This is a genomic window from Streptomyces sp. NPDC048603 (genome assembly GCF_043199475.1).
Classification (GTDB): domain Bacteria; phylum Actinomycetota; class Actinomycetes; order Streptomycetales; family Streptomycetaceae; genus Streptomyces.
Genome location: NZ_JBICVY010000002.1, coordinates 543,220 through 564,392 on the forward strand (window position 1 = coordinate 543,220; position 21,173 = coordinate 564,392).

19 protein-coding genes are annotated in these 21,173 nt (G+C 71.5%); 8 read left to right on the plus strand and 11 right to left on the minus strand.

All coding sequences use genetic code 11. The features are described 5' to 3' along the window. Nucleotides 1-137: 137 nt before the first annotated feature. The 8 genes from ACGFQ9_RS05980 to ACGFQ9_RS06015 all read left to right on the plus strand — a co-directional run bounded on the left by ACGFQ9_RS05980 (nt 138) and on the right by ACGFQ9_RS06015 (nt 7,757). Nucleotides 138-1,853 carry an AMP-binding protein gene (locus tag ACGFQ9_RS05980; protein WP_393571599.1) on the plus strand — a complete coding sequence of 572 codons (1,716 nt, stop codon included), beginning with the start codon at nt 138-140 and terminating at the stop codon, nt 1,851-1,853. After that, a complete protein-coding gene (locus tag ACGFQ9_RS05985) occupies nt 1,843-2,754 on the plus strand; it encodes a class I SAM-dependent methyltransferase (protein WP_393571601.1) in 912 nt (303 codons plus the stop codon). Before ACGFQ9_RS05980 ends, ACGFQ9_RS05985 begins: the two co-directional genes overlap by 11 nt. Before the next feature lie 41 nt (nt 2,755-2,795). Next, nucleotides 2,796-3,074 carry an acyl carrier protein gene (locus ACGFQ9_RS05990; protein WP_393571603.1) on the plus strand — a complete coding sequence of 93 codons (279 nt, stop codon included), beginning with the start codon at nt 2,796-2,798 and terminating at the stop codon, nt 3,072-3,074. Further along, a complete protein-coding gene (locus ACGFQ9_RS05995; protein WP_393571605.1) occupies nt 3,071-3,892 on the plus strand; it encodes an acyl-ACP desaturase in 822 nt (273 codons plus the stop codon). The genes ACGFQ9_RS05990 and ACGFQ9_RS05995 overlap by 4 nt, the downstream gene beginning before the upstream one ends. Then, nucleotides 3,889-5,655 carry a beta-ketoacyl synthase N-terminal-like domain-containing protein gene (locus ACGFQ9_RS06000; protein WP_393571607.1) on the plus strand — a complete coding sequence of 589 codons (1,767 nt, stop codon included), beginning with the start codon at nt 3,889-3,891 and terminating at the stop codon, nt 5,653-5,655. Before ACGFQ9_RS05995 ends, ACGFQ9_RS06000 begins: the two co-directional genes overlap by 4 nt. Continuing rightward, nucleotides 5,609-5,935: an acyl carrier protein gene (locus ACGFQ9_RS06005; RefSeq protein WP_393571609.1), complete on the plus strand. Its 327-nt coding sequence runs from the start codon at nt 5,609-5,611 to the stop codon at nt 5,933-5,935. The genes ACGFQ9_RS06000 and ACGFQ9_RS06005 overlap by 47 nt, the downstream gene beginning before the upstream one ends. Continuing rightward, nucleotides 5,932-6,984, plus strand: a complete 1,053-nt coding sequence (locus ACGFQ9_RS06010; protein ID WP_393571610.1) for an SDR family oxidoreductase — start codon at nt 5,932-5,934, stop codon at nt 6,982-6,984. Before ACGFQ9_RS06005 ends, ACGFQ9_RS06010 begins: the two co-directional genes overlap by 4 nt. A gap of 101 nt (nt 6,985-7,085) precedes the next feature. Next, nucleotides 7,086-7,757 (plus strand): isochorismatase family protein, encoded by a 672-nt coding sequence (locus ACGFQ9_RS06015; protein WP_393571611.1) that lies wholly within the window; start codon nt 7,086-7,088, stop codon nt 7,755-7,757. Nucleotides 7,758-7,780: 23 nt separating this feature from the next. Here ACGFQ9_RS06015 and ACGFQ9_RS06020 read toward each other — a convergent pair whose 3' ends face one another. The 11 genes from ACGFQ9_RS06020 to kdpF (ACGFQ9_RS06070) all read right to left on the minus strand — a co-directional run bounded on the left by ACGFQ9_RS06020 (nt 7,781) and on the right by kdpF (ACGFQ9_RS06070) (nt 21,145). Next, complete coding sequence (locus ACGFQ9_RS06020; RefSeq protein WP_393571613.1) at nt 7,781-10,336, minus strand: ATP-binding protein; 2,556 nt, start codon at nt 10,334-10,336, stop codon at nt 7,781-7,783. Between the two features lie 2 nt (nt 10,337-10,338). Then, nucleotides 10,339-10,428, minus strand: a complete 90-nt coding sequence (gene kdpF / locus ACGFQ9_RS06025; protein ID WP_393571615.1) for a K(+)-transporting ATPase subunit F — start codon at nt 10,426-10,428, stop codon at nt 10,339-10,341. A gap of 159 nt (nt 10,429-10,587) precedes the next feature. Next, the gene (locus tag ACGFQ9_RS06030) at nt 10,588-11,358 is read right to left on the minus strand and encodes a GNAT family N-acetyltransferase (protein WP_393571617.1); all 771 of its coding nucleotides are present in this window, start codon (nt 11,356-11,358) and stop codon (nt 10,588-10,590) included. An 88-nt stretch (nt 11,359-11,446) separates the two neighbouring features. Next, entirely contained in the window at nt 11,447-12,259 is an 813-nt protein-coding gene (locus tag ACGFQ9_RS06035) for an SDR family NAD(P)-dependent oxidoreductase (RefSeq protein WP_393571619.1), read from the minus strand. 415 nt (nt 12,260-12,674) lie between these two features. Then, nucleotides 12,675-15,218 (minus strand): ATP-binding protein, encoded by a 2,544-nt coding sequence (locus ACGFQ9_RS06040; RefSeq protein ID WP_393571621.1) that lies wholly within the window; start codon nt 15,216-15,218, stop codon nt 12,675-12,677. Between the two features lie 75 nt (nt 15,219-15,293). Next, nucleotides 15,294-15,980 carry a response regulator gene (locus ACGFQ9_RS06045; protein ID WP_393571623.1) on the minus strand — a complete coding sequence of 229 codons (687 nt, stop codon included), beginning with the start codon at nt 15,978-15,980 and terminating at the stop codon, nt 15,294-15,296. Between the two features lie 119 nt (nt 15,981-16,099). Then, nucleotides 16,100-16,816, minus strand: coding sequence for a potassium-transporting ATPase subunit C (locus tag ACGFQ9_RS06050; RefSeq protein ID WP_393571625.1), 717 nt, complete (start codon nt 16,814-16,816; stop codon nt 16,100-16,102). Between the two features lie 9 nt (nt 16,817-16,825). Beyond that, nucleotides 16,826-18,964 carry a potassium-transporting ATPase subunit KdpB gene (gene kdpB / locus ACGFQ9_RS06055; protein WP_393571627.1) on the minus strand — a complete coding sequence of 713 codons (2,139 nt, stop codon included), beginning with the start codon at nt 18,962-18,964 and terminating at the stop codon, nt 16,826-16,828. Continuing rightward, nucleotides 18,961-20,664: a potassium-transporting ATPase subunit KdpA gene (gene kdpA / locus ACGFQ9_RS06060; RefSeq protein ID WP_393571629.1), complete on the minus strand. Its 1,704-nt coding sequence runs from the start codon at nt 20,662-20,664 to the stop codon at nt 18,961-18,963. The genes kdpB and kdpA overlap by 4 nt, the downstream gene beginning before the upstream one ends. A gap of 6 nt (nt 20,665-20,670) precedes the next feature. After that, nucleotides 20,671-20,760 (minus strand): K(+)-transporting ATPase subunit F, encoded by a 90-nt coding sequence (gene kdpF / locus ACGFQ9_RS06065; RefSeq protein ID WP_393571631.1) that lies wholly within the window; start codon nt 20,758-20,760, stop codon nt 20,671-20,673. A gap of 295 nt (nt 20,761-21,055) precedes the next feature. Further along, the gene (gene kdpF, locus ACGFQ9_RS06070) at nt 21,056-21,145 is read right to left on the minus strand and encodes a K(+)-transporting ATPase subunit F (RefSeq protein WP_393571633.1); all 90 of its coding nucleotides are present in this window, start codon (nt 21,143-21,145) and stop codon (nt 21,056-21,058) included. Nucleotides 21,146-21,173: the final 28 nt, after the last annotated feature.

The following is a 21,173-nucleotide window of genomic DNA, read 5'->3' on the forward strand; positions in this document are numbered from 1 at the left end:
CGGCGGACGGTTCCGCCGCCGGGCGGCCATCCGGAGCCGTGAACTCCACCGCGTCGAAGATCGCTATATTCCTGCTCGGCCCCCATGAACGGGGCGTTTCCATCCATTCCCCGCAATCCCCAGCGATTGGTATTCCCATGACCTTCTTATGGGTCACCGACGTCCTGGAGAAGTACGCCGAGGACGACGGCCCAGCCCACGAGCACCTCGGGCCGGACGGCACCTGGACCCAGGTGAGCCGTCGCGAACTGCAGCGCCGGTCACGCGCCGCCGCGGCCGCCCTGACCGGGCTGGGCCTGCGTCCCGGGGACCGGGTGGCCCTGGTCGCCGGTGCTCCCGAGCCGTTCGTGCGGACCTTCCTGGGGGCGCTGTGGGCGGGCCTCGTGCCGGTGCCGGTCTCCCCGCCGCCCTTGCTGGGCAGGCACGGGCCCTGGACCGAGCTGCTGGAGGCCGTGCTCACGGCGGCGGAACCGAAGGTGCTGTGCCTGTCGGCGGCGGAACGGGAGGCCGCGCCCTCCCAGCTGCCCGTGGCGACGTACGAGGACCTCGCCACCGCGCAGCCGGGCGGCGAAGACCCGGCCCCCGGCGGGCCGGACCGGGTGGCCTACCTCCAGTTCAGCAGCGGCAGCACGGCACGCCCGCGGGCGGTGGCGGCGCGGGCCGGGGCGGTGATGGCCAACGCGACCGCGATCATGCGCGAGGGGCTGGGCGCCGATTCCGGGACGGACCGCGGCCTGTCCTGGCTGCCCCTCCATCACGACATGGGCCTGGTGGGGTTCCTCCTCGCCCCGCTCACCGCCGGTGTCCCCACCTCCTTCATGCCCACCCACACCTTCGTCCGCGACCCGGGGTCCTGGATGCGGGCGATGTCCGAGCGTTCGGCGACGATCACCTTCGCCCCGAACTTCGCGTACGCGCTGGCGGCACGGCGCGCCCGCCCGGAAGGGGTGGCCGCCCTCGACCTCACCCGCGTACGGGTCGCCGGCTGTGGCGGAGAACCCGTCAACCGAGAGGCGCTGCACCGGTTCACCACGGCCTACGCGCCCGCGGGTCTGCGGCCCTCGGCGGTCATGCCCTGCTACGGCCTGGCCGAGTCCACGCTGGCCGTGACCTTCCACCCGCACGGACGGCCGGTGAGGACGGAGCGGCTCGACGCCGCGGCCCTCGACCGGGGCGACGCCGTCCCCGTACACACGGCCGCCGGTGCCGCTGGGCACACCGCCGCTACCGCCGGGCACACCGCCGCTGCCGGCGGACCCTCCGGAGCGGGCCCGGTCACCGAGGTCGTGAGCTGCGGGCGGGCCTTCCGCGACCACGAGGTCGCCGTCCGCGACGAACACGGCCGGGACCTGCCGGACCGCACGGCGGGCGAGCTGTGGGTGCGGGGTCCGTCGGCCGCCCGCGCGTACGTGGGCGACCCCGAGGCCACCCGCCACACCTTCCACGCCGGTGGCTGGGTGCGCACGGGGGACCGCGGCTACCTCGTCGGGGGTGAGCTGTTCGTGACCGGGCGGGTCAAGGACCTGATCGTCGTGCACGGCCACAACACCGACCCGCAGCGCGTGGAGTGGCTGGTCGAGGCACTGGACGGGGTACGGCTGGGCGGGGTGGTGGCCTTCACCCGGCCGGCCGGGGAATCCGAGCAGCTCGTCCTGGTGGTCGAGTGCCACACGAGCGCCGCCGCGGACCTGCCGGCCAGGGCCCGTGCGGTCATCGGCGCCCGGCTGTCCATGGCGGTGCACGACGTGATGCTCGTCCGCCCCGGGACCCTCCCCAAGACCACGTCGGGGAAACCCCGACGGCAGGAGACCCGCCGACGCTACCTGGAAGGTGAACTGGCCCGTGTCGCCTGACACCCAGCAGCTCCCCGACACCCGCCGAGCCGACCCCGACACCCGCCGGTCCAAGGCCGACGTCGCGGTGGCCTACGACATCGACAACGAGTTCTTCCGGCTCTGGCTCGACCGGGGCATGAGCTACTCCTGCGGGATCTTCGACGACACCGACGACCTCGACGAGGCACAGCGGGCCAAACTCTCGGTGATCCACGACTTCGCCCGCATCCGCCCCACCAGCCGGGTGCTCGACGTGGGCTGCGGCTGGGGCGCCAACCTGGAGTACCTGGTGCGTGAGCGGGACGTCGCAGACGCCCACGGCATCACCCTCTCCGAGGCCCAGTACGCCGAGGTCCTCCGCCGCGAGCTGCCCGGGGTCACGGCCTCCTGCGTGGACTTCCGCGACTACGAACCGGACCACCCGTTCGACGCCCTCACCTCGATCTGCATGATCGAGCACGTCTGTTCCGTCGACGACGTCCGCAGCGGGCGCGCGGCCGCCAAGTACGACGCCTACTTCCGCCGCACCTGGCAGTGGACGAGGCCCGGAGCGCACTTCGGACTCCAGACGATCCTCCGCGACCGCGTCCCCCGCACCCGCGAGGACATCCGCGAGATCGCCTGGGCGAGCCGGCACATCTTCCCCGGCGGCATCGCGCCGCGGATCGAGGAGATCGCACAGGCCGCCGCACCGTACTGGGAGGTCATGCAGGTCCGCACCCGCCGCCTGGACTACCAGCGCACCTGCGCCGAGTGGCGGGCCCGCCTGCGCCGGCACGAGGCCGGCATCCGCAAGCGGTGGGGCGACCGGCTGTTCCTCGACTACGACCGCTATCTGACGGCCTGCGTCAACGGCTTCGCCCGGCGGCAGCTGTCACTGGCGCAATGGTCGCTGCGTCGCGTCGACGACGCCCGGTGAACCCCCGAGACACTCAAGTACCAGCTGACACAGGACATGTGATGACCGACCGAGAACTGCTGGACCTGCTCCACCAGGGCCTGCACCGGGTGACCAGCAGGACCTTCGCGCCCCTGTCGAAGGACGACAGGGTCCAGGAACTGGGACTGGACTCGCTGGAGCTGCTGGAGCTCGTCTCCTGGGCCGAGGAACAGGCCGGCCGCCGGGTGCCGGACGCGCAGCTGCTGAGCGTGGCCACCGTGGGAGACCTCTGCACGGCCCTCGGCGCAGTGCCCGGCACGGTGCCCGGCGCAGTGCCCGGCACGGCGGTCGCCCCGTGAACCGAGCCCTCCGGGAGGCGTTCCACCGCGAGTACATGACCTTCTTCGAGCAGGCCGAACGCACCCGCCGCTGGAACGTGTTCACCGACATCCCCTGGGACGACCTCCCGGCGTCCGCGACGGACGAGCAACTCTCGCAGTGCGCCGAGACGTTCTGCGGCGTGGAGATGTTCCTCCCGGACTACCTCAAAGCCCACCTCGACCTGGTCGGCGGCAACTACGGACAGGCCTGGTTCGCGGCGAACTGGGGCTACGAGGAGGCGAAGCACTCCCTCGCCCTGCGCGAGTACCTGCACCGCAGCGGCCAGCGCACCGAGACCCAGCTGTTCGACTACGCCGACCAGGTCCTGTCGCGCACCTGGCACCGCCCCTACGACGAGGGCCGCCAGATGGTGATCTACGGAGCCATCCAGGAGCTGACCACCTTCGTCATCTACCACAAGCAGCGCCGGCTCGCCGCCGGGGCCGGGGCGCACGTCCTGGCCGAGATCTACCGGCTGATCGGCCGAGACGAGATGGCGCACACGAGGTTCTACCAGCGCATGACCGGCCTGCACCTGGACGCGGACCGCGATGGCACCCTGCGGGACCTGGCCCACGTACTGCGCACCTTCCGGATGCCCGCCGAGGACGTGCTGCCCGACTACGAGGCACGGGTCGCGGTCATGCGCACCGCCGGCATCGACGCCGGGGTGTTCCTGCGCGAGGTCGTCCTCCCCTCCCTCGGCGCACTGGGCCTGACCCGCCACGACCTGCCCGGCCCGCGGGAACGCCCGGCCGTCGACACCCTCATCAGGCCGGGGAGCGCGGCGACATGACCGCCGGCGTCGCCGTCATCGGCATGGCCTGCCGCTTCCCCCGGGCGAACGGGATCAACGACTACTGGCGGCTGCTCACCTCCGGCGGGGTCGTCAACCACCCCGTGGGCACCCGCTGGGACCACACGCCCTTCCACCGCCCCGACGACCCGCGCTGGCCCGACGGCTCCTACACCGACCGGGTGGCGCACCTCGACGACGTGGCCTCCTTCCCCGCCCTGCACTTCGGGATCGCGCCCCGCCGGGTGCAGGTCATGGACCCGCAGCACCGCATCCTCGTGGAACTCACCCGTGAGGCCCTGCAGGACGCCGGACTGGAACGGCGCGGCTTCCCCGGCCACGACACCGGGGTGTACGTGGGCGCCTCGGTCTCGGAGTACCGCAACCTGATGGCCACCCGGGTACGGGCCCGCCAGCTCGCGGCCGGAGCCTACGCCCCGGTCACCCCCGGCGTACGGGACGAACTGCTCGCAGCGGCAGCCGGGGTGGTGCCCGCACAGCCCTACTCGGCCGCCGGATCCCTGCTTAACATGGCCGCCGCCAACGTCAGTTCGGTCTTCGACCTCCGAGGCCCGAGCTTCGTGGTCGACGCGGCCTGCTCCTCGGCACTGGTGGCCGTGCACGAGGCGGTCGTACACCTCCGGGCGGGACAGTGCGATCTGGCGGTCGCCGGCGGCACCTACCTCAACCTCGGGCCGGACAACCTGGTGGCCTTCTCGCGGATCGGCGCCGTGTCCCGTCAGGGAATCTGCCGGCCGTTCGACCAGGAGGCCGACGGCTTCGTCCTCGGGGAAGGCGCCGGCGTCGTCATCCTGAAGCGGCTCGCGGACGCGCTGGCCGACGGCGACCGCGTCCACGCCGTCATCCGGGGCAGCGCCTGTTCCAACGACGGCAGGGCCGCCGGACCCATGACCCCCAGCCAGGCGGGTCAGGTGGACTGCATGCGCCGCGCCTACCGTGACGCCCGCCTCGACCCGGGCGACGTGGGCTTCGTGGAGTGCCACGGCAGCGCGACCGCCGTGGGCGACGCGGTGGAGATCGCGGCCCTGGAGGAACTCCGGAAAGACGCGTGGGAGCGCCCGGCCTGGCTCTCCTCGGTCAAGGCGAACATCGGGCACACCATGTCCGCCGCGGGCATCGCGAGCCTGATCAAGGCCGCCCTGGTCGTCCGGCACGGAGTGGTTCCGCCCCAGCCCGCGGTGACCCGGCCGGGCGCGGCGATCACCGGCACACCCTTCCGGCTCGCCCGCACCTGCGAGGAGTGGACCGACAGCCCCCGCCACGCGGCGGTCAGTTCCTTCGGGTTCGGGGGGACCAACGTCCACCTCGTCCTGGCGGAACCACCGGTCCCGGCGGGTCCGCCACGGCCACGCGCGCTCCGCCCGTTCGTCCTCTCCGCGGGCACGCCCGAACTCCTCGGCCGGTACGCCGGCCAACTGGCCGACCTGGTCCGGCGAGAGCGTCCGGATCTCGCGGACCTGGCCTACACCCTGAGCACCCGGGCACCCCTCGCGCACCGGCGCGTCGTACACGCCGAGGACCACGAGACCCTGGCGGCCCTGCTGCTCGGCCACCCCGACGCCGACCGCCCGCACGCCGACCACCCCGGCACATCCGCGGACGCGGCCCGGACGCCGCTGTCCGCCCCGCTCACGGGGACCCTGCTGACCCTCCCGGTCAGCCCCGTCGCCACCACCACGCACTGGGGAGTGCTCGATGCAGCAGACAACCGAACAGCAGACAACCGAACAGCAGACAACTGAACCGCAGGCCACCGCACCACACCCGACGGACCCGGTCACCGAGGGGGTGCTCGCGGCCGTGGGCGCCGCCAGCGACTTCCCCGTCGACGTCCTGACCCCCGATCAGTCACTCGCGAACGACCTGGACTTCGACTCGCTGATGTTCACCGAACTGGCGGAACGCCTGGTCGCGACTTGGCCGCAGCTGCCCATGCTGGACAAGGACACGGTCCGCCCGGCCACCACCATCGCGGACGTGATCGGCTGGGTCCGCGAGACCCTGGCGGGCGGCACGGCATGACCAGGACCGTACTCGTCACCGGGGCGTCCGGGCTCGTCGGCCGCGCGACCGTGGAGGCACTGCGCCGGCGCCCCGGGACACGGGTCGTGGCCCTGCGGCACCGCACCGGCATCACCGCACCGGGCGTGCGCACCGTCCAGGGGGACATCACCGCACCCGGACTCGGCCTGCCCGCGGACCTCCACGGCGAACTGACCTCCACCGTCACCCATGTCGTGCACTGCGCCGCACAGGTGGGCTGGCTGAAGGCCGACGCGCGGACGGAGGCCACCAACGTCGACGGCACCCGGCAGACCTGCGCCTTCGCGGCCGCCGCCGGCGCCCGGCTGCTCCACGTCAGCACCGCGTTCGTCGCACTCGACCTCACCGCGGCCACGCCCGCGCCCATCCCGGGCAGCCGGAACCACCCCGGCGCCTACCTCGACTCCAAACGTGCCGCCGAGGACGTGGTCCGCCGGACGCGGCCCGACTCCGTCATCGTCCGGATCCCCGGCATGCTCGGCGACTCCCGCACCGGGGAGACCGGCACCCTCCAGGGCTTCCACCGCTTCGTGGCAGCCGCCGTACAGGGCCGCGTCCCGGTGGTGCCACTGCTGCCCGGCTCCGTGCTGGACCTCATGCCCACCGACCACGTCGGCGAGGCCATCGCCGCCCTGACGGACGCACCGGACGACACCACACCGCGCCTGGTCTGGCTCACGGCCGGGCCGGCCGCCCCCACCATGGCGCAGGTCGCCGCCACCATCACGGAGACCATCGGCGAGCTGGGCCTGCCGGCCACCGCCCCCGAGCTGCTCGACGTCGCCACCGTCGCCCGCCGCCTCGCGGCCGACGGAATCCGGCCCGGCACCCCCGCCTGGCGGCGCGTCGCCGACATCGGCGCGATGTGCGAGGTCTACCGGCACGAGCGCCGCTTCCCGAGCCACCTCGGCACCGTCCCCGGCACCCCGGTGCCCACGACCCGGTCGGTCCTCGACGCCCTGGCCGCCCTGACCCGCCACCTCGCCACCCGGCTCACCGCCGAAGCCGGCCCCACCGGTTCCCCCTGAACCGGTGTCAGACGACGGCCGTACCGTCCGGAGGACCTGCCCGAAGGGTCTACGCCCTCCTGACCCGGACGGCCGGACGCACCCCATGCCAGGAGTGACGGATGTCCCTGCCCCACATCGCACCCTACGAACTCCCCGATGCGCGCTGCCTCGCCCTCAACCGCGTGGACTGGACCCCCGACGGCACGAGAGCGGTACTCCTCGTGCACGACATGCAGAACTACTTCCTGCGCGCCTTCGCCGACGGCGCTCCCGCCGGGCAGGCCGTGGCCAACATCCGCCTCCTGCTCACCGCCTGCCGAGAACGCGGAATCCCCGTCGTCTACACGGCCCAGCCACCACGCCAACCTGCCTCCGCGCGGGGTCTGCTGGCCGACTTCTGGGGCCCGGGCCTGGGCGCACGGCCCGAAGACGACCGGATCACCGCGCCGCTGACCCCGGCACCGGGGGACACGGTCCTCACCAAACACCGCTACAGCGCCTTCCACTGCACCGGCCTGGCCGCCGTACTCGCGGCACGGGGACGCGACCAGCTGCTGATCACCGGGGTGTACGCCCACCTGGGGTGCCTGCTGACCGCCACCGATGCCTTCGCCCACGATGTCCAGCCCTTCCTCGTCGCCGACGCGGTGGCCGACTTCGACGGGGAACGGCACTGGCAGGCGCTGCGCTACGTGGCGGAATGCTGCGGCAGCGTGACCGTCACGGGCGAGGCACTCCGACTGACCGGACCGGACCGGACCGGCCCGAGACCGCCTCGCCGAACACCGTGACCGGCGAGAATGGAGGCGCGGGATCAGAGCTGCTGCGGGAGCGGCTCCGCGGCGGGGAGGGACACCACCATGGTCAGTCCGCCACCGGGGGTGTCCTCGGGTGACAGGGTGCCGCCCATCGCTTCGGTGAGTCCGCGGGACAGTGCGAGACCGAGGCCGAGGCCCGCGGTGTTGTCCCGGTCGCCGAGGCGCTGGAAGGGCTCGAAGACCCGCTCGCGGTCGGCGGCGTCGATCCCGGGCCCGCGGTCGGCGACCCGTACCTCGACCCGCCCGGCCAGGGCACTCGCGGACACCAGGACGGGACGGTCCCCCGGAGAGTGACGTACCGCGTTGCCCACGAGGTTGGCCAGTACCCGCTCGAGGAGGGGCGGGTCGACCAGCACGGCCGGTGCCGCCTCCAGGGGCTGTACGTCGACACGGGCGCCGGCGGTGGTATCGAGGTCGAGCGAGTCCAGTGCCGCGGGAAGCACTTCCTCCAGTGCGGCGGGCCGCAGTTCGAGGGTGAGGGCGCCGGCCTGGAGGCGGCTCAGGTCGAGCAGGTTCTCCACCAGGCGGTGCAACCGGAGCAGTGATGCCTCGGCGGAGGCGAGCAGTTCGGCCCGGTCCTCCGCGGAGAACTCGACCTCGGTGCTGCGCAGGGAGTTGACGGCGGCCAGGGCACCCGCCAGCGGGGTCCGCAGGTCGTGGCTGACGGCCCGGAGCAGGGCGGTGCGCAGCCTGTCCGCCGCCTTCATGGGCTCCACCTCGGCGGCGACCTCGGCCAGGCGGGCCTTCTCGACTGCGGCGCCGACGTGGGCGGCGAAGGCCGCCAGCACCCGCCGGTCGGAGGACGGCAGCGGACGCCCGCGCAGGACGAGCGTCGCCTCGGGACCCGCTGCCACCACCAGGGCGGCGGCCGGTCCGGACCCTGCACCGACGGGCCCGGAGGCCAGTTCCACGGACTCCATGCCGAAGGTTTCCTTCGTACGTTCCAGCAGCGCGGGGATCGTGGCGTCGCCGCGGACGATGCTGCCCGCCAGCGAGGACAGCGTTTCCGCCTCACCCGTGGCCCGGGCGGCGCGCCGGGACAGCCGCAGGGACCGGTCCACCACCGCCGCGACGATCGCGGCGACACCGGCGAAGACGACGAGGGCCAGCACGCTGTCCGGTTCGCTCATGTTGAAGGCGCCGATGGGAGGCATGAACCAGTAGTTGAGCAGCAGCGCGGCGGTCAGGGCCGCGATCAGGGCGGAGGTGACTCCGCCGATGCACGCCACGCCCACCACGACGACGAGGAACAGCAATGCCTCGCTGGTGAGGTTCAGGGAGCCGCGCATGCGGTCGAGGACCAGGCTGAACAGCACGGGGAGCAGCAGGGCCGCGATCGGCCCCGCGACCAGCCGGGAGGGCGGAAGGGTGCGTCGCCGGGACGGCAGCAGCCGACCGCGCCCCGCCCGCTCGTGCGTGACCATGTGGACGTCGATGTCCGCGGACAGCTCCACCACCGTCTCGCCGATGCCCCGGCCGGTGAGGAAACGGTCCAGCCGGCCGCGGCGGCTGGTACCGAGCACGAGCTGCGTGGCGTTCTCCGCCGTCGCGAAGTCCACCAGGGCCGTGGGCACTTCGTCGCCGACGATCTGGTGGTAGCTGCCGCCCAGGCCCTCGACCAGGGCCCGCTGGGCGGCCAGGGCCGCGTGCGACACCCCGGCGGCCAGGCCGTCGCTGCGGGTGACGTGCACGGCGAGGAGTTCCCCGCCGGCGGAGCGGCCCGCGATGCGCGCCGCCCGGCGGATGAGGGTGTCGCCCTCCGGCCCGCCCGTGAGGGCGACCACGACCCGCTCCCGGGTCTCCCACACGCCGCCGATGCCGTGGTCGCTGCGGTACCTCTGCAGGGCCTCGTCCACCCGCCCGGCCAGCCACAGCAGGGCCAGCTCGCGCAGGGCGATGAGATTGCCCTGCCGGAAGTAGTGGGCGAGGGAGGCGTCGATCCGTTCCGGGGGGTAGATGTTCCCGTGGGCCATCCTGCGGCGCAGTCCCTCGGGGGGAATGTCGACCAGTTCGATCTCGTGGGCACGGCGGACGAACTCGTCCGGCACGGTCTCCCGTTGCGGCACGCCGGTTATCTTGCCGACGACGTCGCTGAGCGATGCCAGGTGCTGGACGTTGAGCGTGGTGAGCACGTCGATCCCGGCGGCCAGGATGACCTCGACGTCCTGCCAGCGCTTGGCGTTCCGGCCCGCGCCCTCGGCGCCGGGGACGTTGGTGTGGGCCAGCTCGTCGATCAGCACCACCTGCGGCCGTCTGGCCAGCAGGGCTTCCAGGTCCGGTTCGGCGTAACGGCCGGCGCGGTACTCGACCCCGGCCGGCGGGAGGACCTCCAGTCCGCGCAGCCGCGCCTCGGTGTGCGGGCGCCGGCGGCAGTCCACGAACCCGGCCACCACGTCCGTGCCGCGGGACACCCTGCGATGGGCCTCGTCCAACATCCGGTAGGTCTTGCCCACCCCGGGCGCCGCGCCCAGGAAGACCTTGAGCCTGCCGGGCCTCGGGCCCGGCCGCCCCGCCGCCCGGTCTGCTGGGAGCGTTCCCTCAACGACGGCCATGCTCAGAACTTCTCCGGGAAGAACAGCGCCAGGACCAGATAGCCGACCAGGCTCACCGCGACGACGATGCCCACGACACTTTCCGTGCTCACTCGTACTCGACCCCTCCGTACGACCACAACTTCTCCAGCGAACACCAGTCGCCACGTGTGCGAAACGTCCCCGGCGGTCTCTTGACACCACCCGAGCGAATCGCTGATGGCGTGTTGACGGCCGTTGCGCCGAGCGGCGGGAAGCAGTGTGAGGGGCGGTCAGGCGGCGATCCGGGTGCCGCGGGTCGAGGGCCGGCCCGTGACGTGGTGGACGTATTCGCGGACCAGCCGGAAGCCGGCGGTCCAGGCGAGCAGGCGGCTCGCGCGGTTGTCGCGCGAACAGCACCAGCTGGCGGTGCGGCCGCGCGCGGCGACATCGGCGGTCAGTGCGGTCACGCAGGCAAGAGCGAGGCGTTCACGGCGCCGGTCGGGGTGGGTGAGGACGGCGAGGTCTTCGTAGGCGCTTCCCCGGAAGCGGGTGACGGCCACGGCCGCCATGCGCCCGTCCGCCTCGAAGGCGGCCCAGCCGTAGCCGGAGGCGGAGAGGGCGGCCGGGCTGCCCCAGGTGGAGTGGATCCAGGCTCCCTGCGGATCCAGGGTGGGTGCGTCGTCGGCGGTCAGCCGCCGCACGGTGACCCCGCGCGGCACCTTGGGCATGCCGACGTGCTGCTGGTGGACGTAGACCATCCGCTCCCACGGGGTCACCCGGTCGAACGCGGAGTGCAGGGCCGCTCCGAAGCGGGCGGGTGCCTCGACGTAGCTGTGGGCGAAGGGAGCGAGCGCGCCGGGGGCCAGCGCGGCCGGGTCGCCGCGCAGCAGCACCTGGTCGGCGCAGCTGACGGCCAGCACCCGCGGCCGGACCTTCCGGTCGGCCCACCAGCGGCCGTGGCCGGTGGCCAGGGCGTGTTCCACGAGGGCCCCCGGGCCGGCCGCGCCGGCCGGGAACCAGCGTGTCAGGGTGGGAAGTTGGTGCGACAGGATCTCGATCACTGCGATGCCCCCGGGATCGGAGTGCGGGGCGGCCCACCGCCTCGGGCCGCCCCGCACTCCGGGTCTGTGTGGTTGGTCGTGGTTCGGGTCAGGCCGTGTGGCCGACGAGGACGTCGGCGAGCCTGGTGAGGCGCTTGACGGTGCGTTCCTCGGTCGCTGCGGGGGCGGGCTCGACGCGCTCGGAGCGGTCGTAGTACGCGCCGTTGACGATCTCGGTCGAGGGCTCGCAGAGCCGTACGACGTGCCGGGCGCCCTTGGCCGGGGTCGCGCCCTCGTGCCCGTACAGGTGCAGCAGGCCGGTGTCGCAGATGCCGGGGTGGACGGAGACCGCCGTCACCCGGGGGTCGGCGGCGAACACGGTCAGCGCCAGCTGGGCCTGGGCGTAGGCGGCGAGCCGGGAGTAGCGGCGGGTGCGGTTGGGGTCGGCCCACTGGATGGAGCCGGTCCGGTGCAGGGTGGAGGAGACGTTGACGACCCGGCCGCCGGGTCCGGAGGTGAGGGCCGGCTCCAGCAGGTGGGTCAGCAGGTAGTGGGCCAGGAAGTTCACCTGGAAGGCGATCTCGTTGCCGTCGGAGGTGACGGTGTGCCGTTCCGGCGCGGCCATGCCGGCGTTGTTGACCAGGACGTCCAGCTGCGGATAGTGGCCCGCCACGAACCTGCCGAGCCGCTCCACTTCCTCCAGACGGCTGAAGTCCGCGGACACCGGCACCAGCCGGGAGGCGGGGAGTTCGGCTGTGGTCGCGGCGAGACCGTCCGCGGCGGCCTGGGCTTCTTCGGCGTTCCGGCCGTGCAGCAGCACGGTGGCACCGCTCGCGGCGAGCTGCCGTGCGGTTTCGTGGCCGATGCCGGAGGTGGCTCCGGTGACCAGAACGGTGCGGCCGGACAGGGTGGCAGACGACATGGTCCGTTTCCTGGATGTGGGCACGTGCGACATTGCACGTGCGGGTGAACGGTGTGGAGTTGCAGGCAAGGAGTCCCGTGCACGCCCCGGAAGGAGGGGCGTGCACGGGCGGGCACGGCCGGGTGAGGTGACGGGCAGTCCGCGGCCGTGGGAGGAGGGGCGCGGGGGGAAAGGAAGCCCTACCGCGCGGGTGGACGAGCGGCGCGGCTCACCGGCGGCACCGGATTCGGTGGCCGGTCGTCATGACGCAGACCGCTGTTCACGCCAGCCATACAACTGCGGCGCGGGACCGGACTCAAGGGACCTCACCCGTCCTTGATGACACCCATATGGGGTCATGACGGAGGTATGGGCGGGAATGCCTGAGGGGCGGCCCCCTTCTCGGAGGGCCGCCCCTCAGGCGGGAGCGACTGCGTCAGGAGACGACCGGCGTGGGCAGGTCCGCCGCCGCCGGGTGTCCCTCTCCCGCCATCGGCAGCGTGAGGACCATGGTGAGTCCGCCGCCGGGGGTGTCCTCCGCGGAGAGGGTGCCGCTGATGGCCTCGGTGAAGCCGCGGGCGACGGCGAGGCCGAGGCCGACTCCGGCACCGCGCGGGGCGTCCCCGTGGCGCTGGAAGGGTTCAAAGATGCGGTCCTTGGCCTCGTCGGGGACGCCGGGCCCCCGGTCCACCACGCGCAGCTCCACGCGGTCGTGCAGGGCGCTGGCCGTGACGAGGACGGGCTGCCCGTGAGGGCTGTACTTGACGGCGTTCTCGACGATGTTGGCCACGGCGCGCTCCAGCAGGCCCCGGTCGACGGCGACCATCGGCAGCGTTTCGGGGATGTCGAGCTCGACGCTGTCCTCCGGTACGCCGCCCAGGGCCATGGGGACGACCTCGTCGAGATCGGTCTCGCGGATGAGCGGGACGACGGTGCCGGTGTTGAGCCGGGACATGTCGAGGAGGTTCCCGATCAGGGCGGACAGGCGGTCGGCGCCCTCCTCGATGCCTCCCAGCAGCTCGGCGCGGTCCTCCTCGGACCACTCCACGTCCTCGGAGCGGAGGGAGGTGACGGAGGCCTTGATGCCGGCGAGCGGGGTGCGCAGGTCGTGGCTGACCGCGGCGAGCAGGGCGGTGCGGATCCGGTTGCCCTCGGCGAGCCGGCGGGCCGCCTCCGCCTCGCCGAGGAGCCGCTGGCGGTCGAGTGCGACGGCGGCCTGGGCGGCGAAGGCGCCGAGCACCCGCCGGTCCTCGGCGGGCAGCACCCGTCCCGTGAGGGCGAGGGACATGTTCTCGCCGACCGGGGTGTCGACGTCGGCGTCCTCCGGCCGGCCGACCGGATGCGGTCCGACGGACGCCGCCGTGGTCCACGGGTCCACGTCGCTCGCCCGCTCCAGGAGCGCCACCGAGTCCATCGCGAAGGTCTCGCGAAGGCGCTCCAGCAGGGCGGGCACGGAGTCCTCGCCGCGCAGCACGCTGCCGGCGAGGACGGAGAGGATCTCGGACTCGGCGCGCAGCCGCGCGGCCTGGTGGGTGCGGCGGGCGGCCAGATCCACCACGGAGGCCACCGACACCGCCACGCCGACGAAGATCGAGATGGCCACGATGTTGCGGGGGTCGGAGATCGTGAGCTGGTGCAGCGGCGGGGTGAAGAAGTAGTTCAGCAGGAGCGAGCCGACGGCCGCCGAGGCCAGCGCGGGCAGGAGTCCGCCCAGGAGTGCGGCCGCCACCGTGCAGGTGAGGAACAGCAGCATGTCGTTGGCGAGCCCGAGATCGGGGAGGACCCGGCTGAGCAGCAGGGAGAGCAGGGCCGGGCCACCGATTCCGATGATCCAGCCCCAGATGATGCGGGACCTGCTCAGCCGCGCTCCGCGGGGCGTGGGCAGTCCGCGGCCCTTGGCGGCCTCGTCGTGGGTGACGATGTGCACGTCGAGGTCCGGGCCGGACTCGCGGGCCACGGTCGCACTGACACCGGGCCCGAACACGTACTGCCAGGACCGCCTGCGGCTCACGCCCAGGACGATCTGGGTGGCGTTGACCCCGCGGGCGAACTCCAGCAGGGCGTCGGAGACGCCGTCGCCGATGACGTGGTGGAAGGTTCCGCCGAGGTCCTCCACCAGGGTGCGCTGGAGGGCCAGTTCCTTGGGCGAGGCCGAGCCGAGGCCGTCACTGGCGGCGATGTAGACCGCCAGGACCTCGCCGCCGGCGCCCTTCTCGGCGAGGCGGGCGGCCCGGCGGATCAGGGTCCGCCCCTCCGGGCCGCCGGTGAGGCCGACGACGATGCGTTCGCGGGCCTGCCAGGTGGTGCGGATGTCGTGCTCTCCGCGGTACTCGCGCAGGTACTCGTCCACCCGGTCGGCGGTCCACAGCAGCGCCAGCTCGCGCAGGGCGGTCAGGTTCCCGGGGCGGAAGTAGTTCGAGAGCGCCGCGTCGACCTTGTCGGGCTTGTAGACGTTGCCGTGCGCCATACGGCGGCGCAGCGCCTGCGGGGACATGTCCACGAGCTCGATCTGGTCGGCGCGGCGCACGACCTCGTCCGGGACGGTCTCCTGCTGCCGGACCCCGGTTATCGTCTCGACGACGTCGCCGAGGGACTCCAGGTGCTGGATGTTGACCGTGGACACCACGTCGATGCCGGCCTGGAGCAGTTCCTCGACGTCCTGCCACCGCTTGGTGTTGCGGGAACCGGGGATGTTGGTGTGCGCCAGCTCGTCGACGAGGGCCACGGCCGGCCGCCGCGCGAGAATCGCGTCGACGTCCATCTCGGTGAACGTGCTGCCTCGGTACTCGATCTCGTGCCGCTCGATCATCTCCAGGCCGTGCAGCATGACCTCGGTGCGGGGCCGGTTGTGGTGCTCGACGAAGCCGACGACGCAGTCGGTGCCCCGCTCGATCCGGCGGTGCGCCTCGGAGAGCATCGCGTACGTCTTGCCGACGCCCGGTGCCGCGCCGAGGTAGATCCGGAGTTTTCCGCGTCCCATGAAGCCGACTTCTCGTGTGTGCTGACAGGTCTGTGTGCCGTGGTCCGGGCCGGCCGGTGAGGGCCGGCCCGATTGTCACGGTTCGAAGCGGTAGCCCATGCCCGGCTCGGTGATCAGGTACCGGGGGTGGGAGGGGTCCGCTTCCAGCTTGCGCCGGAGCTGGGCCATGTAGACGCGCAGGTAGTTGGTGTTCTCACTGTAGGTCGGGCCCCAGACCTCCAGCAGCAGCTGTCGCTGGGTGACCAGGTGCCCCGGGTGGGTGACCAGGATCTCCAGCAGGTGCCATTCGGTCGGGGTCAGCCGTACGGCGCGGTCGCCCCGCCGCACCTTCTTCGCGAGCAGGTCGATGCTGAACTCGTCGGTCGTGATCACGGTGACGTCGTCGGCCCGCTGAGCGGGCTCCGCCTGCCTGCGGGTGGCCGCGCGCAACCGGGCCAGGAGCTCGTCCATGCTGAACGGCTTGGTGACGTAGTCGTCGGCGCCGGCGTCCAGGGCCCGGATCTTGTCCTCCGAGGTGTGCCGGGCGGACAGGACCAGGATCGGGACCTTGCTGGAGCTGCGCACGCCCTTGATGACCTCTATGCCGTCCATGTCGGGCAGCCCGAGGTCGAGGACGATGACGTCGGGTTTGCGTGCAGCGGCGAGCCGCAGGGCCGTGCTGCCGTCGGACGCCTCTTCGACGTCGAACTTGCGCGCCTGGAGATTGATCTTCAGCGCGCGGACGAGCTGGGGATCGTCCTCCACCACCAGCACCCGGGTCATCGGTGTGCAGCCTTCCTTCGTTGCGAGCACGGTGCGGGACCGGTGGGGCTTCGCGGGCGTCCCCAGCGGTGGCTGGGGAGCTCGGAGCTCCACCGGTCCCGGTGCGTGCGGTGAACCGTTCAGTTCTCGGACAGTGCCTTGAGGGCGATGTTGAGCTCCAGCACGTTGACACGGGGTTCGCCCATGAAGCCGAGCAGGCGTCCTTCGGTGTGGTCCTTCACCAGCTTCTCCACCTGGGCGACGGAGAGGTTGTTCTTCTCCGCGACGCGGTGGGTCTGCAGTTCGGCGTAGGCCGGGGAGATGTCCGGGTCGAGGCCGGAGCCGGAGGAGGTGACGGCGTCGGCCGGCACGTCCTCGGGCTTGACCTTGTAGCCGTTGGTGGAGTTGTCGGTGATGACGGCTTCCTTGGCGGCCAGGACCTGGGCGCACAGGGTGCCTTCCTCGGCGTCCTCGGTGCACGTGCCGTCGATGGCGCCGTTGTCGCCGGAGCGGTTGGTGGCGCCGGACAGGATGAGGGAGTACTGGGTGTTGACGCTGTTGGAGCCGAGGCCGTTGGAGGGGCGGGGCTGGAACCACTTCAGGTCCGGCTTGACCGCTTCATCGGGGTTGTTCGGGTCCTGCTTGGGCAGGTTGTAGGTCTGCCCGATGAGGGAGGAGCCGACGACCTGTCCGCTCTTGTCCTTGATCTCGGAGCCGTTGGCCTTGTCGTTGAACAGGGCCTGGGCGATCCCGGTGACGGCGAGCGGGTAGAGCACGCCGCAGATCACGGTCAGAACGAGCAGGGCCCGCAGACCCGCACCGATCAGACGTGCTGTGTTGGCTACGGAGTTGTTCATGGTCCTGTCTCAGCCGATTCCGGGGATGAAGGAGATGAGGAAGTCGATGATCTTGATGCCGATGAACGGGGCGATCAGGCCGCCGAGGCCGTAGAGGCCGATGTTGCGGCGGAGCATCTTGTCGGCGCTGGTCGGCTTGTACTGGACGCCCTTGAGGGCGAGCGGCACCAGCGCGATGATGATCAGCGCGTTGAAGATGACGGCGGAGAGGATCGCCGACTCCGGGGAGCTCAGGCCCATGATGTTGAGCTTGTCGAGGCCGGGGTAGACCACGGCGAACATCGCGGGGATGATCGCGAAGTACTTCGCGACGTCGTTGGCGATGGAGAAGGTGGTCAGGGCTCCGCGGGTGATGAGGAGCTGCTTGCCGATCTCGACGATCTCGATGAGCTTGGTCGGGTTGGAGTCGAGGTCGACCATGTTGCCGGCTTCCTTGGCCGCCGACGTTCCGGTGTTCATCGCGACGCCGACGTCGGCCTGCGCGAGCGCGGGCGCGTCGTTGGTGCCGTCACCGGTCATGGCGACGAGCTTGCCGCCGGCCTGTTCCCGCTTGATGAGGGCCATCTTGTCCTCGGGGGTGGCCTCGGCGAGGAAGTCGTCGACGCCTGCTTCCTCGGCGATGGCCTTGGCGGTGAGCGGGTTGTCACCGGTGATCATGATCGTCTTGATGCCCATGCGGCGCAGCTCGTCGAACCGCTCGCGCATGCCCTCCTTGACGACGTCCTTGAGGTGGATCACCCCCAGGACGCGGGCGCCGTCGGTGTCCTCCACGGCCACCAGCAGCGGGGTGCCGCCGGCCTGGGAGATGGTGTCGGTGAGCGTCAGGGCGTCCTCGGAGACCTCGCCGCCGCGCTCGTTCACCCAGGCGATGACGGACCCGGTCGCGCCCTTGCGGACCTTGCGGCCGTCCACGTCCACGCCCGACATGCGGGTCTGGGCCGTGAAGGCGATCCACTCGGCGTGGGACAGCTCGCCCTGGTGGCGTTCGCGCAGGCCGTACTTCTCCTTCGCCAGGACCACGATGGAACGGCCCTCGGGGGTCTCGTCCGCGAGGGAGGAGAGCTGTGCGGCGTCGGCGAGCTCGGCGGCGGTGGTGCCCTTGACCGGCACGAACTCGGCGGCCTGGCGGTTGCCGAGGGTGATGGTGCCGGTCTTGTCGAGGAGCAGGGTGGAGACGTCGCCGGCGGCCTCGACGGCCCGGCCGGACATGGCCAGCACGTTGCGCTGCACGAGGCGGTCCATGCCGGCGATGCCGATCGCGGAGAGCAGGGCGCCGATGGTGGTCGGGATCAGGCAGACCAGCAGTGCGGTCAGCACGATCATCGACTGCTCGGCCCCGGCGTAGATCGCGAAGGGCTGCAGCGTGACCACGGCGAGCAGGAAGACGATGGTCAGCGAGGCCAGCAGGATGTTGAGGGCGATCTCGTTGGGGGTCTTCTGCCGTGCGGCACCCTCGACGAGCGCGATCATGCGGTCGATGAAGGTCTCACCGGGCTTGGTGGTGATCCTGATGACGATCCGGTCGGAGAGGACCTTCGTGCCGCCGGTGACCGCGGACCGGTCGCCGCCGGACTCCCGGATCACCGGAGCGGACTCACCGGTGATCGCGGACTCGTCGACCGACGCGACGCCCTCGACGACGTCGCCGTCGCCGGGGATGATGTCGCCGGCCTCGCAGACGACCAGGTCGCCGATGCGCAGCTCGGTGCCCGGGACCTGCTCCTCGCTCTTGCCGTCCTTGCTCAGGCGGCGGGCGACGGAGTCGGTCTTGGCCTTGCGGAGGGTGTCGGCCTGGGCCTTGCCGCGGCCTTCGGCGACGGCTTCGGCGAGATTGGCGAAGATCGTGGTGAGCCACAGCCAGGCGGTGATGGCCCAGCCGAACCAGTCCGTCGGGTCCTTGATCGCGAGCACGGTCGTGACGACCGAGCCGATCAGGACCACGAACATGACCGGGGACTTGATCATGACGCGGGGGTCGAGCTTGCGGATGGCGTCCGGGAAGGACTTCAGCAGCTGCTTGGGGTCGAAGAGGCCGCCGCCGACACGGCCGCCGCCCGGCTTGTGGCCGGTGGGCACGTCCTGGTGCGGAGCACGGGTGGGAGTGGCTGTGGTGGACACGGTGTCCTGATTCTTGACGTCGGAGGTCATGACGCCAGCCCTTCGGCGAGCGGACCCAGCGCCAGGGCCGGGAAGTAGGTCAGACCCGTGATGATGAGGATCGTGCCGACGAGCAGGCCGGCGTAGAGGGGCTTGTCGGTGCGCAGGGTGCCCGCCGTCTCAGGTACCGGCTTCTGCTCGGCCAGCGAGCCGGCGAGGGCCAGGACGAAGACCATGGGCAGGAAGCGGCCGAGCAGCATCGCGATGCCGATCGTGCTGTTGAACCACTGCGTGTCGGCGTTCAGGCCGGCGAAGGCCGAGCCGTTGTTGTTGGCGCCCGAGGTGTAGGCGTAGAGGATCTCGGCGAAGCCATGCGCTCCGCTGTTCGTCATCGAGTTCACCGGCGTCGGCAGGGCCATCGCCGCGGCGGTGAAGCCGAGCACCAGGGCCGGGGTGATCAGGATGTAGCAGGCCGCGAGCTTGATCTCGCGGGTGCCGATCTTCTTGCCCAGGTACTCCGGGGTGCGGCCGACCATCAGGCCGGCGATGAACACCGCGATGATCGCCATGATCAGCATGCCGTACAGGCCGGAACCGACCCCGCCGGGGGCGATCTCGCCGAGCTGCATGCCGAGCAGCTGGATGCCGCCGCCGAAGCCGGTGAAGGAGGAGTGGAAGGAGTTGACCGCGCCGGTCGAGGTGAGGGTGGTGGCCACGGAGAAGATCGCGGAGGCGCCGATGCCGAACCGGGTCTCCTTGCCCTCCATCGCGCCGCCGGCGGCCTCGAAGGCCGGCCCCCTGCCCGCGAACTCGGTCCACATCATCAGAGCGGTGAAGCCGATCCAGATGATCGCCATGGTCGCGAGGATCGCGTAGCCCTGCTTCACCGAGCCGACCATCTTGCCGAAGGTCCGGGTGAGGGAGAACGGGATGACCAGGATCAGGAAGACCTCGAAGAGGTTCGTGAACGGGGTGGGGTTCTCGAAGGGGTGGGCGGAGTTGGCGTTGAAGTAACCGCCACCGTTGGTGCCCAGCTCCTTGATGACCTCCTGCGAGGCGACCGCGCCGCCGTTCCACTCCTGGGTGCCGCCCATGAACTGGCCGACCTCGTGGATCCCGGCGAAGTTCTGGATGGCGCCGCAGGCGACCAGGATGATCGCACCGATCACGGCGAGCGGCAGCAGGATGCGGACGACACCGCGGACCAGGTCGGCCCAGAAGTTGCCGAGCTCACCGCTGCGGATGGGGGTCCCCCCTGCTCGAGCGGAGCCGAGAGCTCGGGGGAGGGCGAAGCCCCGTACGAGGGCCACGGCGACGGCCATGCCGACGGCGGCGGAGACGAAGTTCTGCACCGCGAGGCCGCCGGTCTGCACGACGTGGCCCATGGCCTGCTCGCCGTAGTACGACTGCCAGTTCGTGTTCGCCACGAAGGACGCGGCCGTGTTGAACGCCTGGTCCGGGTCGATGGCCTGGAAGCCCAGAGAGCCCGGCAGGGAGCCCTGCAGACGCTGCAGGGCGTAGAGGAAGAGGACGCTCACCGCGGAGAAGGCCAGGACGCCGCGCAGGTAGGCGGGCCAGCGCATCTCGGCGGTGGGGTTGGCGCCGATGGCCTTGTAGATCCACTTCTCCGGAGCGTAGTGCTTCTCGGAGGAGTAGACCCGGGCCATGTAATCGCCGAGCGGACGGTAGGCCAGCGCGAGCGCGGCGATCAGCGCGAGCAGCTGGAGCACACCAGCGATCTGGGGACTCATATCGGCTCAGAACCTCTCCGGGTACACAAGGGCGAGGACGAGGTAACCGAGCAGGGCGACGGCCACCGTGAGGCCGACAACGTTCTCGAGAGTCACAGCTTGGTCACCCCCTTGGCGATGAGAGCCACCAGCGCGAAGACCGCGATCGTGGTGACGACGAAGGCCAGATCGGCCATCGTGAGCTCCTGATGAAGTGATGAAATGGAATTCGGCCGAGTGGCCGAGAACGAGCAAACCGTGAGTCGTCCTCCGCGTTAAGAGACCTTGACGAGGTCCATACGGAGGCACGGGAACCTTTAACGCCCTTCTGACGGCCGCCGCCGCGACCAGCCGCGAAGTGCGGCTTTCGTCCCTTCCGGGACGGGGTCCGGAACCGGTTCGGGCAGTGGGTTCAGAACTTCTCGGGCCTGATCAGCGCGACGACCAGATAGCCGAGCAGGCACAGGGCGATGATCAGGCCGACCACGTTCTCGATACTCATCGGCGGGCTTTCCTCTCTTCCGGAGCCG